The following is a 24,415-nucleotide window of genomic DNA, read 5'->3' on the forward strand; positions in this document are numbered from 1 at the left end:
CCTTGGCGATACGGGCCTTGAACTCGGCAGTCTTGGCACGCAATTGATCGTCCGAAAGGGCCACCATTTGCTCTTCGAAGGCATTGACGATCTGTACCGTCTTGAGCATGCGTTTGACTTCGCGCTCATTCTTGCTTCCAAAAAGTTTCTTTAACAAAGGCGCAAACATATCGGCAGGTTCTTCCACACATAGGGATGGAGGGCGCCCCGTGAGTCGCCCGAGCAGCCCTCACGGCCGCATGCGAACGAGCATTCTACCCGGAAACGTGGGTGAGGAAAGTGGCGTTATTCCACGATGCTGGCACGGCGCTCTTGGAGGGCTTGTTTAAAATAAGGGCTTTTTGCTGAACTTCAACCCATTCGGGCAATAAGTTACTCGTTGATTTAATGGATAAACTGCCGGTAATGCAATGGCGGCGGTGTCGCAGACGCTTTCTGCTACCATGGCCTCTCTGTTACTTAAGGTGTCTAGTCATGGCATTTCGCCCTCTTACGGCCCGAGCTCCCGCCGTGTTGCTTCGCGAAGCCAAGCCTTTAAAAGCCATCTTCGGCCATGCGCAACGCCTTGGTCATCTGCAACGCCTGGTAGAAAGCCAACTGCAGCCCGCCGCTCGCGAACACTGCCATGTGGCCTCGTGGCGCGAAGGCAATCTGCTGCTGATCGTCACCGACGGCCATTGGGCGACGCGCCTGCGCTACCAGCAGAAACGTTTGCAGCGCCAATTGATGGCCTTCGACGAATTCGCCAGCCTGACGCGCATCCAGTTCAAGGTGCAACCGCCGACCGTGCCGCAAGGCGCGGTGGGGCACACGATGGATTTGTCGGAAATCGCCGCCGAAACCATTCAGGCCACGGCAGACGGGATTACCGATCCGAACTTACGCGCTGCGCTGGAGCGGCTGGCCGCTCACGCCAAACCCAAAACCTGAGACCGGCGCAGAACCAAGTGTGGGAGCGAGCTTGCTCGCGAAGGTGGCGTGTCAGTCACTGGATATATTGACTGATCCACCGCTTTCGCGAGCAAGCCCGCTCCCACATTTGATCCCATCGTTATTTACGTTTGCTGCCGCCTAACAACGACCCCAGTAACCCGCGCACCAACTGCCGGCCCATCTGATTGGCCGCCTGTTGCATCGCCGATTTCAGTGCCTTGCCTGCCGTAGTACCGAGGAACGCACCGGCCTTGTCGGTAAAGCTTGGCTCTTCAGCGGCGGGCGTCGAATCCTCTTGCGGGCCCAAGTCCTTGCGCGCCATCAACACTTCGTACGCCGACTCACGGTCAATCGGCTTGTCATAACGCCCCTGCAATGGCGAACTGGCAATCAGTGCTGCCCGCTCAGCTTCGCTCAGTGGCCCGATCCGCGATTGCGGCGGTGCTACGAGTACGCGTTGGACTACTTCAGGCGTCCCCTTTTCCTGCAAGGTTCCCACCAATGCCTCACCTGTACCCAACTCGGTCAGCACCGCCAGCGCATCAAATGCCGGATTGGGCCGAAAACCATCGGCCACCGCCCGCAGGGACTTCTGCTCCTTGGTGGTGAACGCCCGCAGCCCGTGCTGGATGCGCAAGCCGAGTTGCGCCAGCACGGTGTCCGGCAAGTCCCCGGGAGACTGGGTGACGAAATACACACCGACGCCTTTCGAGCGAATCAGCCGCACCACTTGCTCCAGGCGATCCTGCAGGGCCTTGGGGGTGTCGGCAAACAACAGATGCGCCTCATCGAAAAACAGCGCCAGCAGCGGCTTGTCGGCATCGCCACGTTCCGGCAGTTGCTCGAACAGTTCGGCCAACAGCCAAAGCAGGAAGGTCGCGTAGACCTTCGGCGCCTCATGCACCAGCCGGCTGGCGTCCAATAGATGAATACGCCCGCGGCCGTCACTGGCCGGTTGCAGGATGTCTTCGAGTTGCAGCGCCGGCTCGCCGAACAACGCTTCGGCACCCTGCTGCTCCAGCACCGCCAGGCGCCGCAACAGCGCCTGGCTGGAACCGGTGGTCATCAAGGCCGCGTCTTCCCCGAGCAACTCCGGGTGATAGCGCAAATGGTTCAGCAGCGCCTTGAGGTCCTTGAGGTCCAGCAACAACAGGCCTTCACGATCGGCCACCTTGAAGGCTGCGTAGAGGGCCGATTGCTGGCTGTCGGTGAGCTCCAACAGGCTGCCGAGCAACAGCGGGCCCATTTCACTCATGGTGGTGCGCAACGGATGACCGGACTGGCCGTGGATATCCCACAACGTCACCGGATACGCCTTGGGCGTGTAATTAAGGAAAGGCATGCCGGCTATGCGCTCGGCGACCTTGCCCTGAGGGTTGGCCGCAGCGCCCAGGCCACACAGGTCACCCTTGATATCGGCGGCAAATACCGCGACGCCGGCGTCGCTGAAAGCTTCCGCCAGGCGCTGCAAGGTCACGGTCTTGCCGGTGCCGGTGGCGCCTGCGATCAGGCCGTGGCGGTTGGCCAGGCGCATCGACTGGGCAATCGGCTGGCCCTGAAGATCTGCACCAATAATGAGTTGCGAGGAGTCAGGCATTTTGTCACCCATGGTTAATCTTTGGCGCTGAATGGTCGATACAGATAAAGCGAGAGACCCAAAAAGTCTTGGAAAAACAGGCCGGATAATTCCTGCAGGAGCAGATGGAAATATCACACTTTTTTTGACGCAGCCATTCCGCGCGCCCCAGAAGGACGTGCATCGGATATTAAGACCATAGCGGACCCCACAAGCCATGAATAAAAATCTGCGTTTCAGCCATAAAATCCTGCTTGCCGCCGCTCTTGTCGTCATTGCCGCCTTTGCGTTGTTTACCCTCTACAACGACTACTTGCAGCGTAATGCGATTCGCGACGACCTGAACAACTACCTGCATGAAATGGGCGATGTCACTGCCAGCAACATCCAGACCTGGCTTACCGGGCGCATTGTGCTGATAGAAAGCGCCGCACAGAACATCGCCATCAACCCGGATTCAACCAGCGTCGCCAGCCTCCTGGAACAGAAGGCCCTGACGTCCTCGTTCATGGCCACGTACCTTGGCGACAGCAAGGGCGGCTTCGTCATCCGCCCCGATACCAAGATGCCCGACGGCTTCGACCCACGGGTACGCCCCTGGTACAAGGGCGCGCAGGGCAGCAACGGCTCAACCCTGACCGAACCCTACATTGACGCGGCCACCGGCCAGTTGATCATCTCCATCGCCACCCCCAGCACCAAGGCCGGCCAGAGTGTCGGCGTGGTGGGCGGCGACCTGAGCCTGCAAACCCTGGTAGACAACATCGGTGCCCTGAACTTCGGCGGCATGGGTTATGCCTTCCTGGTCAGTGCCGACGGCAAAGTGCTGGTACACCCGGACAAGGGCCTAGTGATGAAAACCCTGGCCGACGTCTATCCGAACAACACCCCCAGGATCAGCAGCGACTTCAGTGAAGTCGAGGTAAACGGCAAGACACGTATCGTCACCTTTACCCCGATCAAGGGCCTGCCCTCGGTGAACTGGTACCTCGGCCTGTCGGTGGATAAAGATAAATCCTTCGCCATGCTCAGCGAATTCCGCACCTCGGCGATCATCGCCACGATCATCGCCGTGGTCATCATCATCGCCCTGCTGGGCATGCTGATTCGCATCCTCCTGCAGCCACTGCACGTCATGACCCGCGCCATGGAAGACATCGCCGACGGTGAAGGCGACCTGACCCGCCGCCTGACCATCCAGAACCACGACGAATTCGGCGTGCTTGGCAGCGCTTTCAATCGTTTCGTGGAGCGGATTCACACCTCGATTCGCGAAGTTTCCTCGGCCACCGAGCAGGTCAATGAAGTGGCCCTGCGGGTGGTCAGCGCCTCCAATTCCTCGATGGTCAATTCCGACGAGCAGGCCAACCGGACCAACAGCGTCGCGGCCGCGATCAACGAGCTGGGGGCCGCCGCCCAGGAAATCGCCCGCAACGCCGCACAGGCCTCCAACCAGGCCAGCGATGCCCGGCACTTGGCCGAAGACGGTCAGCAAGTGGTGGAACGCAATATCAAGGCGATGAACCAGTTGTCGCAGATGATCAGCGCCTCCAGTACCAATATCGAAGCGCTTAACAGCAAGACAGTGAACATCGGGCAGATTCTGGAAGTGATCACCAGCATTTCCCAGCAAACCAACCTGCTGGCCCTCAACGCGGCGATTGAAGCCGCACGGGCCGGGGAAGCCGGGCGCGGCTTTGCGGTGGTGGCCGATGAAGTGCGCAACCTGGCGCACCGCACCCAGGAGTCGGCGCAGCAGGTGCAGAAGATGATCGAGGAGCTGCAAGTCGGCGCCCGGGATTCGGTCAGCACCATGAGCGAAAGCCAGCGGCACAGCCAGGACAGTGTGGAAATCGCCAACCTGGCGGGCGAGCGTCTGAACAGCGTGACCCAGCGTATCGGCGAAATTGACGGGATGAACCAGTCGGTAGCCACCGCTACCGAGGAACAGACCTCGGTGGTGGAGTCAATCAACATGGACATCACCGAGATCAACACCCTCAATCAGGAAGGTGTGGAAAACCTGCAATCAACCTTGCGGGCCTGTTCCGACCTGGAACAGCAAGCGGCGCGCTTGAAACAACTGGTGGGTAGTTTCCGGATTTGATCCCGCCGGGTCAGCGGCTGCCTTGCACAGCCGCTGACGCCTTTTCTTCAGGCAATTCGGATGTGTCCTGCAATTGTTCCCACAACTCGGCGGCGCCTGGAAACTCGGTGCCGTCCTCACTGCTCAGGTCATCCGGGTCATATCGACTCAAACAACCCTCTCCCAGCGTCGCGGGGGCTTTGGAAGTCGCCTTGTCCAGTGGATCGCTCATGCTCCAGTCCTCACCCGCGCTCAAAAAAAGGGCCTGTAGCGATTTAACGCCCAGGCCCTTCATTCTTCAATCAAAACACTTCAATCAGAACACGACAGTCTTGTTGCCGTGCACCAGTACCCGGTCTTCCAGGTGATAGCGCAGGCCGCGAGCCAGCACCATCTTCTCGACGTCACGGCCAAAACGGACCATGTCTTCGATGCTGTCGCTATGGCTGACACGCACCACGTCCTGCTCGATGATGGGCCCGGCGTCCAACTCTTCGGTGACGTAGTGGCACGTTGCACCGATCAGCTTCACGCCACGCAGGGATGCCTGGTGATACGGCTTGGCACCCACAAACGATGGCAGGAAACTGTGGTGAATATTGATCACCTTGCCAGCGTATTCACTGCACAACTCCGGCGGCAGAATCTGCATGTAGCGCGCCAGTACCACGACGTCCGCATCGTGCTGCTTGACCAGGCGCGAGACCTCGGCAAAGGCCGGCTCCTTGTCCTGCGGGTTGACCGGGACGTGGTAGTACGGAATGCCATGCCACTCGACCATGCTGCGCAGGTCGTCATGGTTGGAAATCACGCAGGAGATCTCGCAGTCCAGTTCATCGCTGTGCCAGCGGTGCAGCAGGTCTGCCAGGCAGTGGGACTCACGACTGGCCATCAGGACCACGCGTTTTTTCTGTTCCGTGTCGGTGATGCGCCAGGTCATCGAGAACTCTTCAGCGATCGGCGCAAATGCCTCGCGAAATGCCTCTAGACCAAAGGGCAGCGTATCGGCACGAATTTCGTGACGCATGAAAAACCAGCCGCTGAGATTGTCCGAGTGATGGCTCGCTTCGGTGATCCAACCGTTGTGGGAAGCCAGAAAGTTACTGACCTTGGCAACGATGCCAACCCGGTCCGGGCAAGCAATCACCAGCCGAAAAGTGCGCATTAGGGGGAAACTCCAGAACTTCGCAAAGGCCGCCATTCTAGCGATTGCGCAGAAAAACTGCAGTATTCCTCAACGCTTATTCTGATCGGCTGCGTCAACCCTGCCCCTTAATAGCGTAAGGTTTTTCCCCATTATGTGTGCAAACGCGTGGACTCCGGCAGTAAGCCAAGACTTAACCAGAGTATCTTTAGGCCATCCCCCTTACTAATTAACTCAATTCCACGCTTTTGCCACAAACAACCAAAGTAAATTACATAAATGCGGCCTTAAATGTTTACTTGGGCAAACTGTCTGACTATTATTGAGCCACTATCCCCTTTCACCCAGCGCCCTGCATAAGGTAGTCCCCATGTCCCTGATCAACGAATATCGCGCCACCGAAGAAGCTATCAAAGAGCTGCAAGCCCGTTTGAAGAACCTGTCCCAAGACGACAAACTGCAAACCGAGCTGGAATTCGAAGGCAAATTGCGCACCCTGATGGGCGAATACTCCAAATCCCTGCGTGACATCATCGCGCTGCTGGATCCGGATTCGAAAGTTAAGGCTCCACGTGGCGCCGTAAAAGCTACCGGCACCAAGCGTGCACGCAAGGTTAAACAATACAAAAACCCGCACAACGGCGAAGTGATTGAAACCAAAGGTGGCAACCACAAGACTCTGAAAGAGTGGAAAGCCAAGTGGGGCGGCGACGTGGTTGAAGGCTGGGCTACCCTGCTGGGCTAAGCCTCGCCAGGACGCTGCGTGATACGCAACGCAATAAAAAACGCCAGCTTGCTGGCGTTTTTTATTGTCCGTATTTTACCGGGAAGCTGATTACAGACTCATTCGAGTCGCTAAGGCATCAACATACTCCTGCCATTCATCAAGCACCTGGCGCTGAAACGGTGTGGCACTAACAGCCAACTCAAGACACGCCTGCTTAAAACCCTCAAGGGTGTTTGGCGCGCCCCATTGAGGGTCTGACAAACGTTGCTGACAGAAAACTCTCCAGCGTTGTTGCTCTTCACTATTCAAGGTGTCTGGAAAGTTGCGTGCACGATAGCGAAATAATAATTCAGGCAAACGTTCATCATCGAAAGGCCATTGCTGGCGCGCTAGTTGCGCCGGCTCGGCGACTCTCACTTGCTCGCATAAACGTCGATCACGATCCCCGATAAAACCATCGTATAGCTGCTGCTCGGGATCGGCGCTTGGCGCAAAATCTTCCTCGGCGTAAATCGCCGCCAGTTTATCGCGCCATAGTTCCTGTGCGTCGCTTAGCCGCAGGGCCCGCGCATCACACTCATCCATATCCAGCTGCAAACGCTCGCGGTCTTGCGGCCGAAGCACGCTCAACGGTGCGACCACCGGGCAACGATTGATGTGCAGCAACTTGAGCGGTACCGGCAATTCACCTTCGGCCAGTTCGTCGCGGCGGGTATATAAGCGCCGGCGCAAGGTATCGGCGTCCTCGTCCAACAGCCCTTGCGGATCGAGCCCCAGGTCGCAGACGATCAATGCATTGCGATTGCGCGGGTGCCACGCCAGCGGCAGCACCACCCCCAGGTAATGACGCTCGGCAGAAAAACGACCGGAAATATGCACCATCGGCTGCAACAACCGCACCTGGTCCATGACCCGTTGTTTGCTGCGCAGTTGAAACAGCCAGTCATAGAGCTTGGGTTGCTTCTCGCGGATCAACCGGGCCAGGGCGATGGTGGCGCGCACATCGGACAAGGCGTCGTGGGCCTGGCCGTGGTCGATGCCGTTGGCGGCCGTCAACCGCTCAAGCTTGAGGGTGACGCGCCCGTCCTGTTCCGGCCAGACGATCCCGTCAGGGCGCAGGGCGTAGGCAGTGCGCACCACGTCGATCAGGTCCCAGCGGCTGTTGCCGCCTTGCCATTCCCGGGCATAGGGATCGAAGAAATTGCGGTACAAGCTGTAGCGCGTCATCTCATCGTCAAAACGCAAGGTGTTGTAGCCGGCCCCGCAGGTGCCCGGGGTGGCCAGCTCGGCGTGCACCCGGGTCATGAAGTCGGCTTCGGCCAGGCCTTTTTCCGCCAGCACGCCGGGAGTGATGCCAGTGATCGCGCACGCTGCCGGATGCGGCAGGATATCGTCGCTGGGGTGGCAGTAGAGATTGACCGGCGGCCCGACCTCGTTAAGCTCGAGGTCGGTGCGAATACCGGCTACCTGCAGCGGGCGGTCGGTACGCGGATTGATGCCGGTGGTTTCATAGTCGTACCAGAAAATGGTGGTCACGGGCTATTCCTGTGCTGAAGACCGGCAAAGTCTAGGCGCTTGCAGGCATCGGGGGCCAGCGCTGTGTTCCCTGTACAAACATTCAGTAAATCGTTGAGTGGTTGCTTCCACCGTCGACACTGCTAGCATCGGTCTTTCCAACCCCGCCGCTGCCGCCCAGGCGCCAGCGCCGCACTGCCAAGGACCGCGATGCCACCTGCGCCACTGGATACCCGCTACCAGATCGAGACCCCGGAGGGTATCGACCTGCCCCTGCGCCCGGCCGGCCTGCTGGTACGCTCACTGGCCTTTGCCTTCGACCTGGGTTTGCGCGGCCTGATTCTCGGCATCCTGTTTATCGCATTGGCCTTTCTCGGCAACCTAGGCATTGGCCTGGGTTCGCTGCTGCTGTTCCTCGTCAGTTGGTGGTACATGGTGCTTTTCGAAGTGCTCAACCAGGGCTGCTCGCCCGGCAAACAGGTCATGGGCCTGCGGGTGGTACAGGACGATGGCACGCCCATCGGCTGGTCCGCCTCGCTGATCCGTAACCTGCTGCGCTTTGTCGACATGCTGCCCTTCGGCTATTTCCTCGGCGCCATCAGTTGCCTGCAACACCCCAACTTCAAGCGCCTGGGCGACCTGGCGGCCGGGACCCTTGTGATCTACCGCGAACAACCGCTTTCCCGCCCGCAAGTGCCCCAGGCCCCGGCGCTGCGCCTGCCGTTCGCCCTTGAGCTGAACGAACAACGGGCGATTCTCAGCTTCGCCGAACGCCAGGGCGAACTGTCGGCCGAACGGGTCAACGAACTGGCCGCTATCCTGGCCACGCCCCTGCAGGTCTCCCCTGCCCGCGCCGTGGCAGAACTCAACGGTGTGGCCCGCGGATTGTTGGGGCCAGCATGAAACAGAGTCTTTTCGAAAGCCGCCATCAGCCACAATGGCAAGCCTTTGCCGAGCAATTGACGCAGTTGGAGAAAGGCAAAGCCAAAGGCGCCGACTTCGTCGACTTCCCTCATCAATACCGGCAGTTGTGCCAGCACCTGGCCCTGGCCCAGGAGCGCGGCTACAGCAGCTACCTGGTGGACCCGTTGCAGCAGCTTGCCTTGCGCGGCCATCAACAGTTGTATCGTCATCGCAGCCGGATGGGGGCAAACGTGCTGAGCTTCCTGCTGGCCGATTTCCCCAGGCTGGTTCGCGCGCAATGGCCATTTGTGCTGGCTGCCGGCCTGCTGTTCTTTGGCAGCCTGCTCGGCATTGCCTTGCTGGTGTACCTGTTTCCGGACTTGATCTACAGCATCGTCAGCCCTCGGCAGGTGGCCGAGATGCAGGCCATGTACAACCCCGATGCCAGCCGCCTGGGCCGGGCAGCCGAACGCGCTTCCAGCGAAGACTGGATGATGTTCGGCTACTACGTGATGCACAACATCGGTATCGCCTTCCAGACCTTTGCCGCCGGGTTGCTGTTCGGCCTGGGCAGCGTATTTTTCCTGTTCTTCAATGGCCTGATCATTGGCGCCGTTGCCGGGCACCTGACGCAAATCGGCTACGGGCAAACGTTCTGGTCATTTGTCATCGGCCATGGCGCCTTCGAGCTCAGCGCAATTGCCCTGGCTGGCGCGGCTGGCCTGCAACTGGGCTGGGCGCTGATTGCACCGGGGCCCCTCACCAGAGGCGAATCCCTGCGCCTGGCCGCGCGCAAAAGTGTGCAAATGATTTGTGGTGTGATGGTGTTCCTGCTGATCGCCGCGTTTATCGAGGCGTACTGGTCGTCCACCAATGCCGTGGCGCCGTGGGTCAAGTACCTGGTCGGCACCGCCCTGTGGTTGCTGATGGCGGCCTACCTGCTGTTTGCCGGACGGAATCGCCATGCGCCTGAGTGATGCCAGCGTCGTGATCCGCCCGCGTACCTCCTGGGAGGCCATGGACCTCGGCATCCTGCTGGCCCGGGAACACCGGCTGCTGTTGATGAGCAGTTGGGCCATCGTGACCTTGCCGGTCTTCGCCCTGTTCAGCGTGCTCCTGTGGAATCACCCCACCACCGCGCTGTTGCTGTTCTGGTGGTTGAAACCGGCATTCGACCGCCTGCCACTGTATATCCTGTCCAAGGCCCTGTTCTGCGAAACACCCAGCCTGAAACAAGCGCTGCGCCAATCGCCGCGGCTGCTCAAGGGCCAACTGCTGGCCAGCCTGACCTGGCGGCGCTTCAGCCTCAGCCGTAGCTTCGAGATGCCGGTGGTCCAGCTCGAAGGGCTGCAAGGCCAGGCGCGCCAACAACGTCTCGGGGTGTTGCAGAAGCGCAACGCAGGCGCCGCGCGCTGGCTGACCCTGATCGGGGTGCACCTGGAAATCGCCCTGTGGTTCGGGTTGATGGCCGTGTTCTATTTCTTCCTGCCGCAAGAGGTCGAACGCGACTGGGATTGGCAGCAACTGGTGCTCACCGCCGGCCACGACTGGCGTTGGCTGGAGCACCTGACCAGCATGTTCTACGCCTTGATCCTGGTGTTCTGGGAGCCGATCTATGTCGCCTGTGGCTTCAGCCTTTACCTGAACCGCCGCACGGTGCTGGAAGCCTGGGACCTGGAACTGGTGTTCCGCCGAATGCGCCAGCGCCTGAGCGGTGTGGCGTCGCTGCTGTTGCTGGTGGCCGGGCTGACGCTGATTCCGCCGATCCCATCGGCATGGGCTGATGAACCGGTTCCCCAAACGCCGCTGACTACACAATCGGCCAGTCACTCGATCAAGACGCTGTTGGAGCAGCCACCGTTCAAGATCCCGGAAACGCTCACTCGTTACCGCTTCGGCGAGGATAAAGCAGCCGACAAAAACAAAGCGGCAGGTGATGCCAAGCTGCCAGCCTGGCTGGAAGCATTGCTGAAAAACCTCAACAGTGATTCGTTCAAGCACATCGCCAAGGGCCTTGAAGTACTGCTCTGGGGATTGCTGGCAGGTGGCCTGGCACTGGTGATCTGGCGCTACCGCGACTGGCTGCATGCCTTTGTCAGCCGCCGCAGCCCGCGCAAACCCAAGGCTGCCAAACCCGTGCCTTCGCAGCTGTTCGGCCTTGAACTGGGGGCTGACACCTTGCCCGAAGACATCGCAGGCGCCGCCGAACAGCTGTGGGCAACACAGCCCCGGGAAGCCCTCGGCCTGCTCTACCGTGGGTTGCTCAGCCGCTTGCTGCACGACTTCAACCTGCCGCTGAAAAGTGCCGACACGGAAGGTGAAGTCCTGGAACGTATCCGCCAACTGCAACAACCGCAGCTGCTGGCATTCAGCGGTGAGCTGACCCGTTACTGGCAAAACCTTGCCTATGGCCATCGCCTGCCGCCTGCCTTGGTGCAACAACAGCTATGCAGCGATTGGCGAACCCTGTTCGGTTCGGGAGCGGCGCAATGAACCGGCCGTTGCTGTGGGTCGGGCTGCTGGTCGCGGGCTTGCTGGCAGCAGGCGGTTTTTATGCCTGGCACAAGGCGATTCCTTATCAGGAAGTGGTCGATCGCGGCCCTTCACCCGAAGCCCTGGCCAACCCCTACCTGGCAGCTGAACACTTTCTGCGCCAGCAGGGCCTGGTGGTGGAACATGCCAACAGCCTCGAACGGCTGGCCAGCCTTTCGCCCAAGGGCAACAGCCTGCTGTTGCTGGGCGAGCGCAGCAACATGAGCCCGCCCCAGGTTGATCAATTGCTGCAGTGGACCCGGGCTGGCGGCCATCTGCTGCTGGTAGCCGAAGCGCTGTGGGATGAGGACACCGGTGAAAGTGGCGACCTGTTGCTGGATCGTGTGCAGATACACCAATCCTTCAGTGAAGAATTCGACGCTCCGGCACCCGCGCGTAAAAAGAAAACGCCGGACCTGACCAAACTCTATGTGGACAACGAAACAGCGCCGGCCTATTTCAGCTTCGACACCGACTTCAACCTCACCGACCCCAGGCACCTGGCACAATTCTCGGCCAACAGCGCCCGGTCGACGCACCTGATGCAGGTCAACCTCGGGCAAGGGCGTGTGACCGTGGTCACCGACAGCGACCTGTGGAAAAACCCCGGCATCGGCCTGCACGATAACGCGTGGCTGCTCTGGTACCTGAGCCAGGGCACCCAGGTCACACTGCTGTTCAACACTGATATCGAGGACCTGTTCAGCCTGTTGTTGCGCTACTTCCCCCAGGCACTGGTGGCACTTGCCGCACTGATCGCCCTGGGCCTCTGGCACGCCAGCCTGCGCCAGGGTCCGATCCGGCAACCGGCGCCCAAGGCACGGCGGCAATTGCAGGAACACTTGAACGCCAGTGCCGACTTCCTGTTGCGCCGCAGCGGGCAAGACAGCTTGCTGCAAGCCTTGCAGCGCGACATCCAGCGCACCGCTCGGCGCCGTCATCCCGGGTTCGAACACCTCGATACAGCCGAACAATTGCGGGTGCTTGAACGCCTGACCCGCCAACCCTCCCTTGTTATCAGCCAGGCCCTTGGCCCACCTGCGACGAAACGGCTCTCCAGCGCCGATTTCAGCCGCCAGGTGGCCTGCCTGCAAACCCTCAGGAATGCCCTATGAGCGAATTTCCCGCCACTGACCCGATTCAGCGCGCCAGCCAACTGGCCCAGGCCTTGCGCGTCGAACTGCGCAAGGCGGTTATCGGTCAGGACCCGGTGATCGATGACGTGCTCACGGCGTTGATCGCGGGCGGCCATGTGTTGCTTGAAGGGGTTCCCGGCCTGGGCAAGACCTTGCTGGTACGCGCGCTGGCACGCTGTTTTGGAGGCGAGTTCGCGCGCATCCAGTTCACCCCGGACCTGATGCCCAGCGACGTGACCGGCCATGCCGTATACGACCTGCATACCGAACAGTTCAAGCTGCGCAAGGGACCGTTGTTCACCAACCTGCTGTTGGCTGACGAGATCAACCGTGCCCCGGCGAAAACCCAGGCAGCGTTGCTGGAAGCCATGCAGGAACGCCAGGTAACCCTTGAAGGCGAGGCGCTGCCCATCGGCCAGCCGTTCATGGTACTGGCCACCCAGAACCCCATCGAGCAGGAAGGTACTTACCCGTTGCCCGAAGCCGAACTGGACCGTTTCATGCTCAAGGTGCGCATGGACTATCCCGAGGCACAGCAGGAACTGGACATGGTGCGCGAAGTCACCCGCTCGTCCCGAGCCGACATGCTCGACGTACAGCCGCTGCGCACGGTGCTGCAAGCCGAAGACGTGCTGCTGTTGCAACAGATTGCCAGCGAGTTGGCGCTGGATGAGCAGGTGCTCGACTACGCCGTGCGCCTGGCCCGCACTACGCGCAGTTGGCCGGGCCTGACCATCGGCGCCGGGCCCCGGGCCTCCATCGCCCTGGTTCGCGGTGCACGGGCGCGGGCCTTGCTGCGCGGGGGCGAGTTCGTGACCCCGGACGACATCAAGGGCTGCGCCCTGGCAGTGTTGCGCCATCGGGTGCGTATTGCCCCGGAGCTGGATATCGACGGGTTGGAAGTCGACCAGGTGCTCCGGCAATTGCTGGACCAGGTCCCGGCGCCACGCCAATGAGACGCCCATGAGACCAACCCGCCTGCTGTTGACCTGGCTCGGTGTACTGCTGGGCCTGAGTATCCTGCTCGGCGCACTGGTGGCGCTACAGGTCAAGGTGCCAGACGCCCTGCACTCAGTGACGTGGGGCCTGCTGCTGGCCCTGTTGCTGCTGGCCCTGCTGGATGCCAGCCGCCTGCGCCGCCGGCCGTCCCCGCGCGTGCGACGGCAGATGCCCGGCAGCCTGGCACTGGGGCGCTGGGGGGAAGTGCGGGTAACCCTGGAGCACGATTATCCCCAGCCGTTGGCGGTCCAGGTATTCGATCATGTGCCTGACGGCCTGGCGGTGGAGGACCTGCCGCAATCCATCGAACTGCGGCCCGGCGAGCACAGTGAACTGGGTTATCGGCTAAGGCCCCAAAGGCGCGGGCATTTCAGCTTTACCCGCTGTGAAGTGCATCTGCCCAGCGCCCTGGGGCTATGGTCGGCCCGGCGCCTGATCGACGTCAGCGACGCCACCCGGGTCTACCCGGACTTCGCACGCCTGTATGGTGCGCAGTTGCTGGCGGTGGACAACTGGCTCAACCAGCTGGGCGTACGCCAGCGGCAACGGCGTGGGCTGGGCCTGGAGTTTCACCAGCTGCGTGAGTTTCGCGAAGGTGACAGCCTGCGCCAGATCGACTGGAAAGCCACCGCCCGGCAACGCACGCCCATTGCCAGGGAGTACCAGGACGAGCGCGACCAGCAGATTATGTTCATGCTCGATTGTGGCCGCCGTATGCGCAGCCAGGACGCCGAACTGTCGCACTTCGACCACGCGCTCAACGCCTGCCTGCTGCTCAGTTATGTAGCCTTGCGCCAGGGCGATGCCGTAGGGCTGTGCACCTTTGCCTGCGACCAGCCGCGCTACCTGGCGCCGGTCAAGGGCAGTGGCCAGCTCAACCTGTTGCTGAATGCGGTGTATGACCTGGACACGTCCCGGCGTACGGCCGATTACCAGGCGGCCGCCAGCCAACTGCTGGCCCGGCAGAAACGTCGCTCGCTGGTGATCGTAGTGACCAATTTGCGGGATGAGGAAGATGAAGAGTTACTCAGCGCCGTAAAGCGCATCAGCCGCCAGCACCGGGTAATGGTCGCAAGCCTGCGGGAGGAGGTCCTTGGCCAGTTACGCCAGGCTCCCGTGCAAACCCTGCACGAAGCCCTGGCCTACTGCGGCACGATCAACTATCTCAATACCCGGGACGAACTCCACGACCGCTTGAACGCCCACGGGCTGTCGGTACTGGACACACTGCCTTCGGACCTAGGCGCCGCCCTGGTGACCCGCTACCTGGGCTGGAAAAAAGCCGGCGCGCTATGAACGCCGGATGCAGCACCTAGGCAGAGGCCTGCAACGGATCAAAGCTGAAGTAATCCAGCAGCGCGCTGATCACCTCCCCATATTCGGCTGGGGCCTGGGATATGGTGAACCCGGAATCGTAATGCTGGGGGTTTATATCCTCATGACACCACAGGCAGGTGGCCGTGAGGTCTACCGCCTGCACCTCACCCTCAGGCCCGGGGATCTTCAAGCGCAGCTCGAACTCCACATCGACCATCATGGGTAACTGGCTGATCAACATCAGGCCCTGCTCGGAAACATTGCCCAGATAGCCGATTGGCTTGTCCGTCAGGCGGTTGAACACTTGAAGGAAGCAAGGTAACTGATGCCGCTCGATCCGTCGGTGAGTAAACATGATGAGGTCGCCATCCAATGGCCATATATGTGGCCGCTCCAGTGATTCGAAACGAGCCTGAAGGCCCGCTCTCCCCGGATATCGGTGCGACAACCGCAAACGGGTTGCCACTTTTACAGCTGCCAAATCCGGGAACGCCATCCGTTTGAATAGAAACTTATACAAACTGACATTCAAAGATTAGCCCAAGACTGGCAACGAGCCAGCTATGGCATGACAAATATCATCACAACGACGCCGGCCGCGGCTGGGCAACACTCGCGCCGGGGTAATGCCCCAGTTGCTGCAGGGTATCCAAACGGGCACGGGCACGGAATGCGTACTCGCTCGCCGGGTACTGGCTGATGATGAACTGATAGGTTTGCGCCGCATCGACAAACAGCTTCTCGCGCTCCAGGCACTGCCCGCGCAACATCGAGACTTCCGGTTGCACGTAGCGCCGGGAACGGCTTTCACGGTCGACCTGGGACAACTCAAGGGTGACCCGCTGGCAATCGCCCACACCGTAGGCGCGGTACGCATTGTTCAAATGATGGTCCATCGACCAACGGGTGCAGCCGACAACACTGACGGCCAGGGCAGCAATGATCACGATTCGCATGGGGGTTCTCCTGTCTTGTGCAGTGTATCGACCCTTCATCGAAAATCTTCAAGGTTGTTCATCTGTTCATGCAGAGTGAAAACAAGCGAATCATCGATAAGTAGTGCAAACGAACAATGACTACAACCAAAGAGCATAGTAGCCTTCCCCAGCGCTTGAACTCAGGAGTCCGTGCATGTCCGTCCGTCGTACCAAAATCGTCGCCACCCTTGGCCCGGCCAGTAACTCGCCGGAAGTCCTCGAACAGCTGATTCTGGCTGGCCTGGACGTTGCCCGTCTGAACTTCTCCCACGGCACCCCGGACGAGCACAAGGCTCGCGCCAAGCTGGTGCGTGACCTGGCCGCCAAGCATGGCCGCTTCGTGGCGTTGCTGGGTGACCTGCAAGGCCCGAAAATCCGTATCGCCAAATTTGCCAACAAGCGGATCGAGCTGAAGATCGGTGACCAGTTCACCTTCTCCACCAGCCATCCGCTGACCGAAGGCAACCAGCAAGTCGTGGGTATCGACTACCCGGACCTGGTGAAAGACTGCGGCGTCGGCGACGAACTGCTGCTGGACGACGGCCGTGTGGTAATGCGCGTCGACACCGCCACCCCGACCGAACTGAATTGCACCGTGATCATCGGCGGCCCGCTGTCGGACCACAAAGGCATCAACCGTCGCGGCGGTGGCCTGACTGCCCCGGCCCTGACTGAAAAAGACAAGGCCGACATCAAGCTCGCCGCCGAAATGGAAGTGGACTACCTCGCGGTATCCTTCCCGCGCGACGCCGCCGACATGGAATACGCCCGTAAACTGCGCGACGAAGCCGGCGGCACTGCCTGGCTGGTGGCGAAGATCGAACGCGCCGAAGCCGTAGCCGACGATGAAACCCTCGACGGCCTGATCAAGGCTTCCGACGCCGTGATGGTTGCCCGTGGCGACCTGGGTGTGGAAATTGGTGACGCCGAGCTGATCGGTATCCAGAAGAAAATCATCCTGCACGCACGTCGCCACAACAAGGCGGTGATCGTTGCGACCCAGATGATGGAGTCGATGATCCAGAACCCGATGCCAACCCGTGCCGAAGTGTCCGACGTGGCCAACGCCGTGCTCGACTACACCGACGCCGTGATGCTTTCAGCTGAAAGTGCGGCTGGCCCGTACCCGCTGGAAGCCGTGCAGGCCATGGCACGCATCTGCGTCGGCGCTGAAAAGCACCCGACCAGCAAGACCTCCAGCCACCGTATCGGCAAGGTCTTCGAAAGCTGCGACCAGAGCATCGCCCTGGCGGCCATGTACACCGCCAACCACTTCCCGGGTGTGAAAGCGATCATCGCCCTGACCGAAAGTGGCTACACGCCGTTGATCATGTCGCGCATCCGTTCCTCGATCCCGATCTACGCGTTCTCCCCGCACCGCGAAACCCAGGCCCGTGCGGCCATGTTCCGCGGCGTCTACACCGTACCGTTCGACCCGGCATCGCTGCCGCCTGAGCAAGTCAGCCAGGCCGCGATCGACGAGTTGCTCAAGCGCGGCGTCGTGGAGAAAGGCGACTGGGTCATCCTGACCAAGGGTGACAGCTACCACACCATCGGCGGCACCAACGGCATGAAGATCCTGCACGTTGGCGACCCAATGGTCTGAGTGACCGCTCGCTGAAAAACAAAAGCCCTGCCATGTGAATGGCGGGGCTTTTTGCATTGCAAATTGGCTTGTGTGTTGGCTTTACTGGCCTATTCGCGAGCAAGCCCGCTCCCACATTTGATCGCGTACATCCTGAAGAAACACGGTCGAATGTGGGAGCGGGCTTGCTCGCGAAGACGGCCGACCAGTCAACGCTCATTCACCTCCGAGTGATAAACCCCGACAACGCCGCAATCGCCTCCGGCGACTTCAACCTCTGGGTAAACAACGCCCCCTCCTCCTCGATGACCTTGCGCAACTGCTCGCGATCAACGCTTTTCATCAGATGCTTGCTGACCTGCACCGCGCCCGGCGCCAGGGTCTCAAACCGTCCAGCAATTTCCCGGGCCTTGGCCAGGGCCGATTCACCGCTGCCCAATGCCTCGGTGGCAATGCCCCAGGCGGCAGCCTGTTCGCCGGTGAACCCTTCACCCAGCAGCAGCAACTCCGCCGCCTTGGCATGCCCCAGCAAGCGCGGCAGGATCAAGCTGGACCCAAACTCCGGACACAGCCCCAGGTTGACGAACGGCATGCGCAACCGTGCATCCCGGCTGACATACACCAGGTCACAATGCAGCAGCAGCGTCGTGCCAATTCCCACCGCCACGCCCGCCACCGCCGCAATCACCGGCTTGCGGCAGTTGAGCAAGCTGCGCATGAAATTGAAGACCGGGCTGTCGAGATCCGCCGGCGGTTGTTCGAGGAAGTCGCCAATATCGTTACCGGCGGTGAAGCACTCGCTGCTGCCCTGGATCAGCACGGCATTCACGCTGGTATCGGCATCCGCCTGCTCCAGCGCCTCGGCCAATTGGCTGTACATGGCGCGGGTCAGGGCATTTTTCTTGTCCGGGCGATTGAGCTGCAAAATCAGCAACCCGCGTTCGCGTTGCTGCAGGATGGCATCGGTCATGACAAATCTCGCGGCTGGGAAATTCAGCGCTCAACCACGGGGCAGGAACACATCGGCCAGCAGTTGATTGCGCGGCAGTCCGGCCAGGAACAGGCGCTTGGAAAAGGCCTCGACACTGGCCGGGTGCCCGCAGAGTAAAGCCAGAGTTTGCCGGGAAACAAGCCGCAGTTGCGCCAACGCCTGCGTCACCTCAGCCGCTGTCCATAGCTCAACGGTCACGTTCGGATGCGCACCAGCCAGCTGGGCCAATGGCCCGGCGAGGTAATGACCGCCCGCGTCATGGGCCAGGTGAATGACCCGGATGGCGCCCTGGTGATCATGGCGCAAGGCCTCGCGCAACACGCCCCATAGCGGGCCGAGTCCGGTGCCCGAGGCCAGCAGCCAGAGCGGCCGCGATTGCCAGTCGGGGTCGTACTGCAAGGCGCCGCCCCGCAATTCGCCCAGGCGCAGGCTGTCACCGGCCTTGAATTGGCGGGCGGCGTCGCTGAATTCGCCGGGCAGGCGGCAATCGATGTGAAATTCGAGAAACGGATCTTCCTGGGGCAGGCTGGCCAATGAATAAGGCCGCGCAACGCTGCCGGCCCACAACACCAGATGCTGCCCCGCCCGGTAGCGCAAGCCGCGTTCGGGTTGCAGCCGCAAGCGCAGTACACTCGGGGTCAACCAATCGACGCTCAGCACCGTCGCCGGCAACCCGTCACGCAGCGGGTCGAAGGCTTCGACCTGCAAGTCACCTGCGACCTGGCACTGGCACGCCAGGCGCCAGCCATCCTGGCGCTGCGCCGGGCTCAGGGCATCCGGCTGGTTGTCCTGGATATCACCCTGGCAACGCACCAGGCAGGCATGGCAGCTGCCGGCGCGGCAACTATAAGGCACGGCCACGCCCGCCTGGTTCAGGGCATCCAGCAGGTTGCTGCCGGCGGCTACCGACCAGTGGCGTTCACCGACGTGAAGTTCAGGCATCAAGGGTCTCGGATCAAAAAGGCGTCTACAGGGAATCACGCCCCGTAGAGTTTGACCATAGTCGGGTGTATCGGCCACCGTGGCGGGTTATACTGCCGCGCCTTTTTAGCGTCGCGCCTGCACCACTTTGGCGTGCCTTGGAAAGGTGGCTTCAGCCGACCGATGCAACACTGACGCCACCTTTATTGAATGTTCCCTTATAGAGGAGCGCGACTCATGACCGTGATCAAGCAAGACGACCTGATTCAGAGCGTTGCCGACGCCCTGCAATTCATTTCCTACTACCATCCCGTTGACTTCATCCAGGCGATGCACGAGGCCTACCTGCGCGAAGAATCGCCAGCGGCCCGTGACTCCATGGCTCAGATCCTGATCAACTCGCGCATGTGTGCCACCGGCCACCGCCCGATCTGCCAGGACACCGGGATTGTCACCGTATTTGTACGTGTAGGCATGGACGTGCGCTGGGATGGCGCCACCATGAGCCTGGACGACATGATCAACCAAGGCGTGCGCCAGGCCTACAACCTGCCGGAAAACGTCCTGCGGGCTTCGATCCTCGCCGACCCGGCCGGTGCGCGTAAAAACACCAAGGACAACACCCCTGCCGTGATCCACTACTCCATCGTCCCGGGTAACACCGTGGAAGTGGACGTGGCCGCCAAGGGCGGTGGTTCCGAGAACAAGTCGAAAATGGCCATGCTCAACCCGTCCGACTCGATCGTCGACTGGGTGCTCAAGACCGTTCCGACCATGGGCGCCGGCTGGTGCCCACCGGGCATGCTTGGCATCGGCATCGGCGGCACCGCCGAGAAAGCCGCGGTAATGGCCAAGGAAGTGTTGATGGAGTCCATCGACATCCACGAGCTGAAGAAGCGCGGCCCGTCCAACCGTATCGAAGAGATGCGCCTGGAGCTGTTCGAGAAGGTCAACCAACTGGGCATCGGTGCCCAGGGCCTGGGTGGCCTGACCACCGTGCTCGACGTGAAAATCATGGACTACCCGACCCACGCGGCCTCGCTGCCGGTGTGCATGATCCCCAACTGCGCCGCCACCCGTCACGCGCACTTCGTGCTCGACGGCTCGGGCCCTGCATCGCTCGAAGCGCCACCGCTGGACGCCTACCCGGAAATCGTCTGGGAAGCCGGCCCGTCGGCCCGTCGCGTCAACCTCGACACCCTGACCCCGGAAGACGTGCAGAGCTGGAAGCCGGGCGAAACCGTGTTGCTCAACGGCAAGATGCTCACCGGTCGCGACGCCGCGCACAAGCGCATGGTCGAGATGCTGAACAAGGGCGAAACCCTGCCGGTGGACCTCAAGGGTCGCTTCATCTACTACGTCGGCCCGGTTGATCCGGTGCGCGAAGAAGTGGTGGGGCCTGCCGGTCCGACCACCGCCACGCGGATGGACAAGTTCACCCGCCAGATCCTCGAGCAAACCGGCCTGTTGGGCATGATCGGCAAATCCGAGCGCGGCCCGACCGCTATCGAAGCGATCAAGGACCACAAGGCGGTTTACCTGATGGCAGTGGGCGGCGCGGCTTACCTGGTGGCCCAGGCCATCAAGAAATCCCGCGTCGTGGCGTTCGCCGAGCTGGGCATGGAAGCGATCTACGAGTTCGACGTGAAAGACATGCCGGTCACCGTTGCCGTTGATAGCAAGGGCGAGTCGGTACACATCACCGGTCCTGCCATCTGGCAGAAAAAGATCAGTGAAAGCCTGGCGGTTGAAGTGCAGTAAGCATTTCCCCTGCAAGGATAAAAGGCGACCACTACGGTCGCCTTTTTTTGTTTCATGCACCTCTCACTGTGGCGAGGGAGCTTGCTCCCGCTCCAGTGCGCAGCGCTCCCATTTTTTTGGGGCCGCTACGCGCCCCAGCGGGAGCAAGCTCCCTCGCCACAACAGCCATGCGCCTCATGCTATGGTGCTCGCCCCTAATTGCACTGTTCATCTTCGTATGATTGCGATTCCCCGTCCGCTGCGTTTGACCTTCTACTCCCTGCTGATCATCGCCGGTGCGATGCTGGCTGCCGCCCTGGCCACCCGCCACGCCGAACGCCTGGCCCTGGTGGATGACGCCGCCCGCGCCAATCAGCAGCTCATGCTTTATGGCAACTCCCTGCACACCCTGATCGAACGTTACCGCGCCCTGCCCGCCGTGCTGGCCCTGGACTCGGAAATGATCAGCGCCCTGAAGGGCCCGCTGGACACCGCCACCCAGGATTTGCTCAACCGCAAGCTGGAGCGCATCAACGGCGCCGCCCAGTCCTCGACCCTGGAACTGATGGACCGCAACGGCCTCGCCGTGGCCGCCAGCAACTGGAACCTGCCCAGCAGTTATGTGGGGCACAACTACGCGTTTCGTCCCTACTTCAGCCAAACCTTGAGCCAGGGCACCGGGCGTTTTTATGCAGTGGGCGTGACCACCGGGATTCCGGGGTATTTCCTCTCCAGCGCGGTGGTCGGCGAGAACGAGCAGTTCCTCGGTGCCATGGTGGTCAAGCTGGAGTTCCCGGAACTGGAGCGCGAGTGGGCCCAGGGCAATGACTTGCTGCTGGTCAGCGATGCCCGGGGCATTGTGTTTATCGCCAATCAGCCGGGCTGGCGCTACCGCGCGCTGCGTCCGTTGTCGGACAGCGACCACGCCGAACTCAAGGCCACCCGCCAATACGACAAGAAACAATTGCTGCCGCTGGACACCGAAGCCTTGCAACGCTTTGACGAAAACAGCCACCTGATGCGCGTCGACGGCCCCGACGGCAAGGCCAATTACATTTGGGAATCCCTGCCGCTGAAGGCCGAAGGCTGGACCTTGCACCTGCTGCGCAAGCCACAATTTGCCTTTGAAGACCAACGCAACGCCGGCCTCGCCGCCGCCGGCTCATGGCTGGCGCTGGTGTTCCTGGTGCTGTTCCTGACCCAGCGCTGGCGCCTCGCCCGCTTGCGCCAGCGCAGCCGCGAAGAACTTGAACAACTGGTGGAAGAACGCACCCGCGCCCTGCGTACTGCCCAGGATGGCCTGGTGCAATCCGCCAAACTGGCAGCGCTGGGGCAGATGTCTGCCGCCCTCGCTCACGAAATCAACCAGCCATTGACCGCCCAGCGCATGCAGTTGGCGACTCTGCGGCTGCTGCTGGACCATGGCCGGGTGGACGACGCCTACCAGGCCCTGACCCCGCTGGACGACATGCTCACACGCATGGCCGCGCTCACCGGCCACCTCAAGACCTTCGCCCGCAAGAGCCCCAGCGGCCTGCGCGAACGCCTCGACCTGGCGACGGTGGTGGACCAGTCCCTGCACTTGCTCGATGCGCGCCTGCGGGACGAAGCCATCGGCACCGTACTGGACCTGACCCGCCCCGCCTGGGTACGCGGCGACGCGATCCGCCTCGAACAGGTGCTGATCAACCTGCTGCGCAACGCCCTCGACGCCATGGCCGACAAGCCACGCAAGCGCCTGGAGATCCGTCTGCACGCCGATCAGCAGCTATGGCACCTGACCGTCAGCGACAGCGGCGGCGGGATCGCCGAGGAAAACCTCAACAGCGTGTTCGACCCGTTCTTCACCACCAAGCCGGTAGGCGACGGGCTCGGCTTGGGACTCGCCGTGTCGTACGCTATCGTCCACGAACTTGGCGGGCGCCTTAGCGCCGGCAATCAAGGTGACGGGGCGATCTTTACCCTGACCTTGCCCATCGCGCTGGAGACACCAGACCTATGTTGAATGCGGTGATTGTGGTCGACGACGAAGCCAGCATTCGCACGGCCGTCGAGCAATGGCTGAGCCTGTCCGGCTTTGAGGTGCAGTTGTTCAGCCGCGCCGAGGAATGCCTGGCGCAATTGCCCCGGGACTTTCCCGGGGTGATCCTGAGTGACGTGCGCATGCCCGGCCTCAGTGGCCTGGAGTTGCTGGCTGAAGTGCAGCGGCGTGACGCCGACCTGCCGCTGATTCTGCTCACCGGCCACGGCGATGTGCCGATGGCCGTCGAGGCCATGCGTGATGGCGCCTACGACTTCCTCGAAAAACCCTTCAGCCCCGAAGCCCTGCTCAGCAGCCTGCGCCGGGCGCTGGACAAGCGCGGGCTGGTGCTCGAAAACCGCCGCTTGCATCAGCAGGCCGATCACCGGGCCCAACTGGAATCGAGCCTGCTGGGGGTGTCCCGGGGTTTGCAGAACCTGCGCCGGCAAGTCCTGGACCTGGCCGGCTTGCCGGTCAATGTGTTGATTCGCGGCGAAACCGGCAGCGGCAAGGAACTGGTCGCCCGTTGCCTGCATGATTTCGGCCCCCGGGCGAAGAAGCCGTTTGTGGCGCTGAACTGCGCGGCGATTCCCGAGCAGCTGTTTGAAGCCGAGCTGTTCGGCCATGAAAGTGGCGCGTTCACCGGCGCCCAGGGCAAGCGCATCGGCAAGCTGGAATACGCCAATGGCGGCACGCTGTTTCTCGATGAGATCGAAAGCATGCCGCTGGCCCAGCAGGTGAAATTGCTGCGGGTGTTGCAGGAGCAAAAACTCGAACGGCTCGGTTCCAATCAAAGCATCAAGGTGGACTTGCGGATCATCGCCGCCACCAAACCCGACCTGCTGGACGAAGCTCGCGCCGGGCGTTTTCGCGAGGACTTGGCCTATCGCCTGACCGTCGCACAACTGCGCCTGCCACCGCTGCGGGAACGCCGGGAAGATATTCCCCTGCTGTTCGAGCACTTTGCACAAAGCGCCGCCGAGCGCCTGGGCCGCAACTTCGCGCCGCTGAGCGGACCCGCGCTGGGGCGCCTGCTCAGCCATGACTGGCCGGGGAATGTGCGGGAGCTGGCCAATGCCGCTGAACGCCAGGTGCTGGGGCTGGGTGAACCGGAGCCGGAAGGCATCGAAGCCGGGCAATCGTTGGCGGCGCAGCAGGAAGCATTTGAAGCCCATTGCCTGAAAGCCGCGCTGACCCGGCACAAAGGCGATATCAAGGCGGTGCTGGCCGAGTTGCAACTGCCACGGCGCACCTTCAATGAAAAAATGCAGCGCCATGGCCTGGCGCGGGATACGTTCCTCTAACCCGATCGT

22 protein-coding genes and 1 pseudogene are annotated in these 24,415 nt (G+C 61.5%); 14 read left to right on the plus strand and 9 right to left on the minus strand.

The window, feature by feature from the left end:
* The coding region (locus tag ACIOMR_RS15350; RefSeq protein ID WP_401195108.1) for a hypothetical protein at positions 1–169 on the minus strand (169 nt) is incomplete at its 3' end.
* A gap of 305 nt (positions 170–474) precedes the next feature.
* Between ACIOMR_RS15350 and ACIOMR_RS15355 the strand changes: the two genes are divergently transcribed.
* Entirely contained in the window at positions 475–930 is a 456-nt protein-coding gene (locus tag ACIOMR_RS15355) for a DUF721 domain-containing protein (protein WP_008432358.1), read from the plus strand.
* Between the two features lie 121 nt (positions 931–1,051).
* Here ACIOMR_RS15355 and ACIOMR_RS15360 read toward each other — a convergent pair whose 3' ends face one another.
* Positions 1,052–2,530, minus strand: coding sequence for a helicase HerA-like domain-containing protein (locus ACIOMR_RS15360; protein ID WP_008432355.1), 1,479 nt, complete (start codon positions 2,528–2,530; stop codon positions 1,052–1,054).
* 196 nt (positions 2,531–2,726) lie between these two features.
* Here ACIOMR_RS15360 and ACIOMR_RS15365 point away from each other — a divergent pair.
* Together ACIOMR_RS15365 and ACIOMR_RS15370 are read left to right on the plus strand one after the other, a co-directional pair.
* Positions 2,727–3,758 (plus strand): annotated as a pseudogene (locus ACIOMR_RS15365) (cache domain-containing protein); the annotation flags it as partial.
* A 93-nt stretch (positions 3,759–3,851) separates the two neighbouring features.
* Positions 3,852–4,616: a methyl-accepting chemotaxis protein gene (locus ACIOMR_RS15370; protein ID WP_371132408.1), complete on the plus strand. Its 765-nt coding sequence runs from the start codon at positions 3,852–3,854 to the stop codon at positions 4,614–4,616.
* A gap of 10 nt (positions 4,617–4,626) precedes the next feature.
* Here ACIOMR_RS15370 and ACIOMR_RS15375 read toward each other — a convergent pair whose 3' ends face one another.
* Together ACIOMR_RS15375 and purU are read right to left on the minus strand one after the other, a co-directional pair.
* Positions 4,627–4,827, minus strand: coding sequence for a hypothetical protein (locus ACIOMR_RS15375; RefSeq protein ID WP_023659227.1), 201 nt, complete (start codon positions 4,825–4,827; stop codon positions 4,627–4,629).
* An 84-nt stretch (positions 4,828–4,911) separates the two neighbouring features.
* Positions 4,912–5,760: a formyltetrahydrofolate deformylase gene (gene purU / locus ACIOMR_RS15380; RefSeq protein ID WP_003209762.1), complete on the minus strand. Its 849-nt coding sequence runs from the start codon at positions 5,758–5,760 to the stop codon at positions 4,912–4,914.
* A 349-nt stretch (positions 5,761–6,109) separates the two neighbouring features.
* Between purU and mvaT the strand changes: the two genes are divergently transcribed.
* Complete coding sequence (mvaT, locus tag ACIOMR_RS15385; protein WP_003209760.1) at positions 6,110–6,484, plus strand: histone-like nucleoid-structuring protein MvaT; 375 nt, start codon at positions 6,110–6,112, stop codon at positions 6,482–6,484.
* A gap of 90 nt (positions 6,485–6,574) precedes the next feature.
* On the opposite strand, the gene sbcB is transcribed toward mvaT, so the two are convergent.
* Positions 6,575–8,002: an exodeoxyribonuclease I gene (sbcB, locus tag ACIOMR_RS15390; RefSeq protein ID WP_003214166.1), complete on the minus strand. Its 1,428-nt coding sequence runs from the start codon at positions 8,000–8,002 to the stop codon at positions 6,575–6,577.
* A 189-nt stretch (positions 8,003–8,191) separates the two neighbouring features.
* Here sbcB and ACIOMR_RS15395 point away from each other — a divergent pair, with 189 nt between their 5' ends.
* Genes ACIOMR_RS15395 through ACIOMR_RS15420 form a run of 6 tightly spaced genes read left to right on the plus strand, consistent with a single transcriptional unit; the run spans position 8,192 to position 14,847 of the window.
* A complete protein-coding gene (locus ACIOMR_RS15395; protein WP_003214165.1) occupies positions 8,192–8,884 on the plus strand; it encodes an RDD family protein in 693 nt (230 codons plus the stop codon).
* Complete coding sequence (locus ACIOMR_RS15400) at positions 8,881–9,861, plus strand: stage II sporulation protein M (protein ID WP_003214164.1); 981 nt, start codon at positions 8,881–8,883, stop codon at positions 9,859–9,861. Before ACIOMR_RS15395 ends, ACIOMR_RS15400 begins: the two co-directional genes overlap by 4 nt.
* Positions 9,848–11,377 carry a DUF4129 domain-containing protein gene (locus ACIOMR_RS15405; RefSeq protein WP_401195038.1) on the plus strand — a complete coding sequence of 510 codons (1,530 nt, stop codon included), beginning with the start codon at positions 9,848–9,850 and terminating at the stop codon, positions 11,375–11,377. Before ACIOMR_RS15400 ends, ACIOMR_RS15405 begins: the two co-directional genes overlap by 14 nt.
* On the plus strand, positions 11,374–12,531 hold the full coding sequence (locus ACIOMR_RS15410; RefSeq protein ID WP_401195041.1) for a DUF4350 domain-containing protein: 1,158 nt from the start codon (positions 11,374–11,376) through the stop codon (positions 12,529–12,531). Before ACIOMR_RS15405 ends, ACIOMR_RS15410 begins: the two co-directional genes overlap by 4 nt.
* The gene (locus ACIOMR_RS15415; RefSeq protein WP_008432346.1) at positions 12,528–13,508 is read left to right on the plus strand and encodes a MoxR family ATPase; all 981 of its coding nucleotides are present in this window, start codon (positions 12,528–12,530) and stop codon (positions 13,506–13,508) included. The genes ACIOMR_RS15410 and ACIOMR_RS15415 overlap by 4 nt, the downstream gene beginning before the upstream one ends.
* 7 nt (positions 13,509–13,515) lie before the next feature.
* On the plus strand, positions 13,516–14,847 hold the full coding sequence (locus tag ACIOMR_RS15420; protein ID WP_401195044.1) for a DUF58 domain-containing protein: 1,332 nt from the start codon (positions 13,516–13,518) through the stop codon (positions 14,845–14,847).
* Between the two features lie 16 nt (positions 14,848–14,863).
* Here ACIOMR_RS15420 and ACIOMR_RS15425 read toward each other — a convergent pair whose 3' ends face one another.
* Together ACIOMR_RS15425 and ACIOMR_RS15430 are read right to left on the minus strand one after the other, a co-directional pair.
* Positions 14,864–15,223 carry a PilZ domain-containing protein gene (locus tag ACIOMR_RS15425; protein WP_023659226.1) on the minus strand — a complete coding sequence of 120 codons (360 nt, stop codon included), beginning with the start codon at positions 15,221–15,223 and terminating at the stop codon, positions 14,864–14,866.
* Between the two features lie 226 nt (positions 15,224–15,449).
* Positions 15,450–15,824 carry a tol-pal system YbgF family protein gene (locus ACIOMR_RS15430; RefSeq protein ID WP_003214151.1) on the minus strand — a complete coding sequence of 125 codons (375 nt, stop codon included), beginning with the start codon at positions 15,822–15,824 and terminating at the stop codon, positions 15,450–15,452.
* 175 nt (positions 15,825–15,999) lie between these two features.
* Between ACIOMR_RS15430 and pyk the strand changes: the two genes are divergently transcribed.
* Complete coding sequence (gene pyk / locus ACIOMR_RS15435) at positions 16,000–17,451, plus strand: pyruvate kinase (protein WP_003214149.1); 1,452 nt, start codon at positions 16,000–16,002, stop codon at positions 17,449–17,451.
* 199 nt (positions 17,452–17,650) lie between these two features.
* Here the strand turns inward: pyk and ACIOMR_RS15440 are convergent, their stop codons facing one another.
* Together ACIOMR_RS15440 and ACIOMR_RS15445 are read right to left on the minus strand one after the other, a co-directional pair.
* Complete coding sequence (locus tag ACIOMR_RS15440; RefSeq protein WP_003214147.1) at positions 17,651–18,400, minus strand: enoyl-CoA hydratase-related protein; 750 nt, start codon at positions 18,398–18,400, stop codon at positions 17,651–17,653.
* A gap of 30 nt (positions 18,401–18,430) precedes the next feature.
* Positions 18,431–19,363, minus strand: a complete 933-nt coding sequence (locus tag ACIOMR_RS15445; RefSeq protein WP_177081666.1) for an iron-sulfur-binding ferredoxin reductase — start codon at positions 19,361–19,363, stop codon at positions 18,431–18,433.
* Between the two features lie 216 nt (positions 19,364–19,579).
* Here ACIOMR_RS15445 and ACIOMR_RS15450 point away from each other — a divergent pair, with 216 nt between their 5' ends.
* The 3 genes from ACIOMR_RS15450 (at position 19,580) to ACIOMR_RS15460 (ending at position 24,406) form a co-directional block, all read left to right on the plus strand.
* Positions 19,580–21,103: a fumarate hydratase gene (locus ACIOMR_RS15450; protein WP_003214142.1), complete on the plus strand. Its 1,524-nt coding sequence runs from the start codon at positions 19,580–19,582 to the stop codon at positions 21,101–21,103.
* A 217-nt stretch (positions 21,104–21,320) separates the two neighbouring features.
* Entirely contained in the window at positions 21,321–23,087 is a 1,767-nt protein-coding gene (locus ACIOMR_RS15455; RefSeq protein ID WP_003214141.1) for an ATP-binding protein, read from the plus strand.
* Positions 23,081–24,406 carry a sigma-54 dependent transcriptional regulator gene (locus ACIOMR_RS15460; protein WP_177045880.1) on the plus strand — a complete coding sequence of 442 codons (1,326 nt, stop codon included), beginning with the start codon at positions 23,081–23,083 and terminating at the stop codon, positions 24,404–24,406. The genes ACIOMR_RS15455 and ACIOMR_RS15460 overlap by 7 nt, the downstream gene beginning before the upstream one ends.
* The last annotated feature ends 9 nt before the right edge of the window (positions 24,407–24,415 follow it).

Origin of the sequence: Pseudomonas sp. NPDC087814 (genome assembly GCF_044742865.1) — a bacterium.
In the GTDB taxonomy this organism is placed as follows: domain Bacteria; phylum Pseudomonadota; class Gammaproteobacteria; order Pseudomonadales; family Pseudomonadaceae; genus Aquipseudomonas.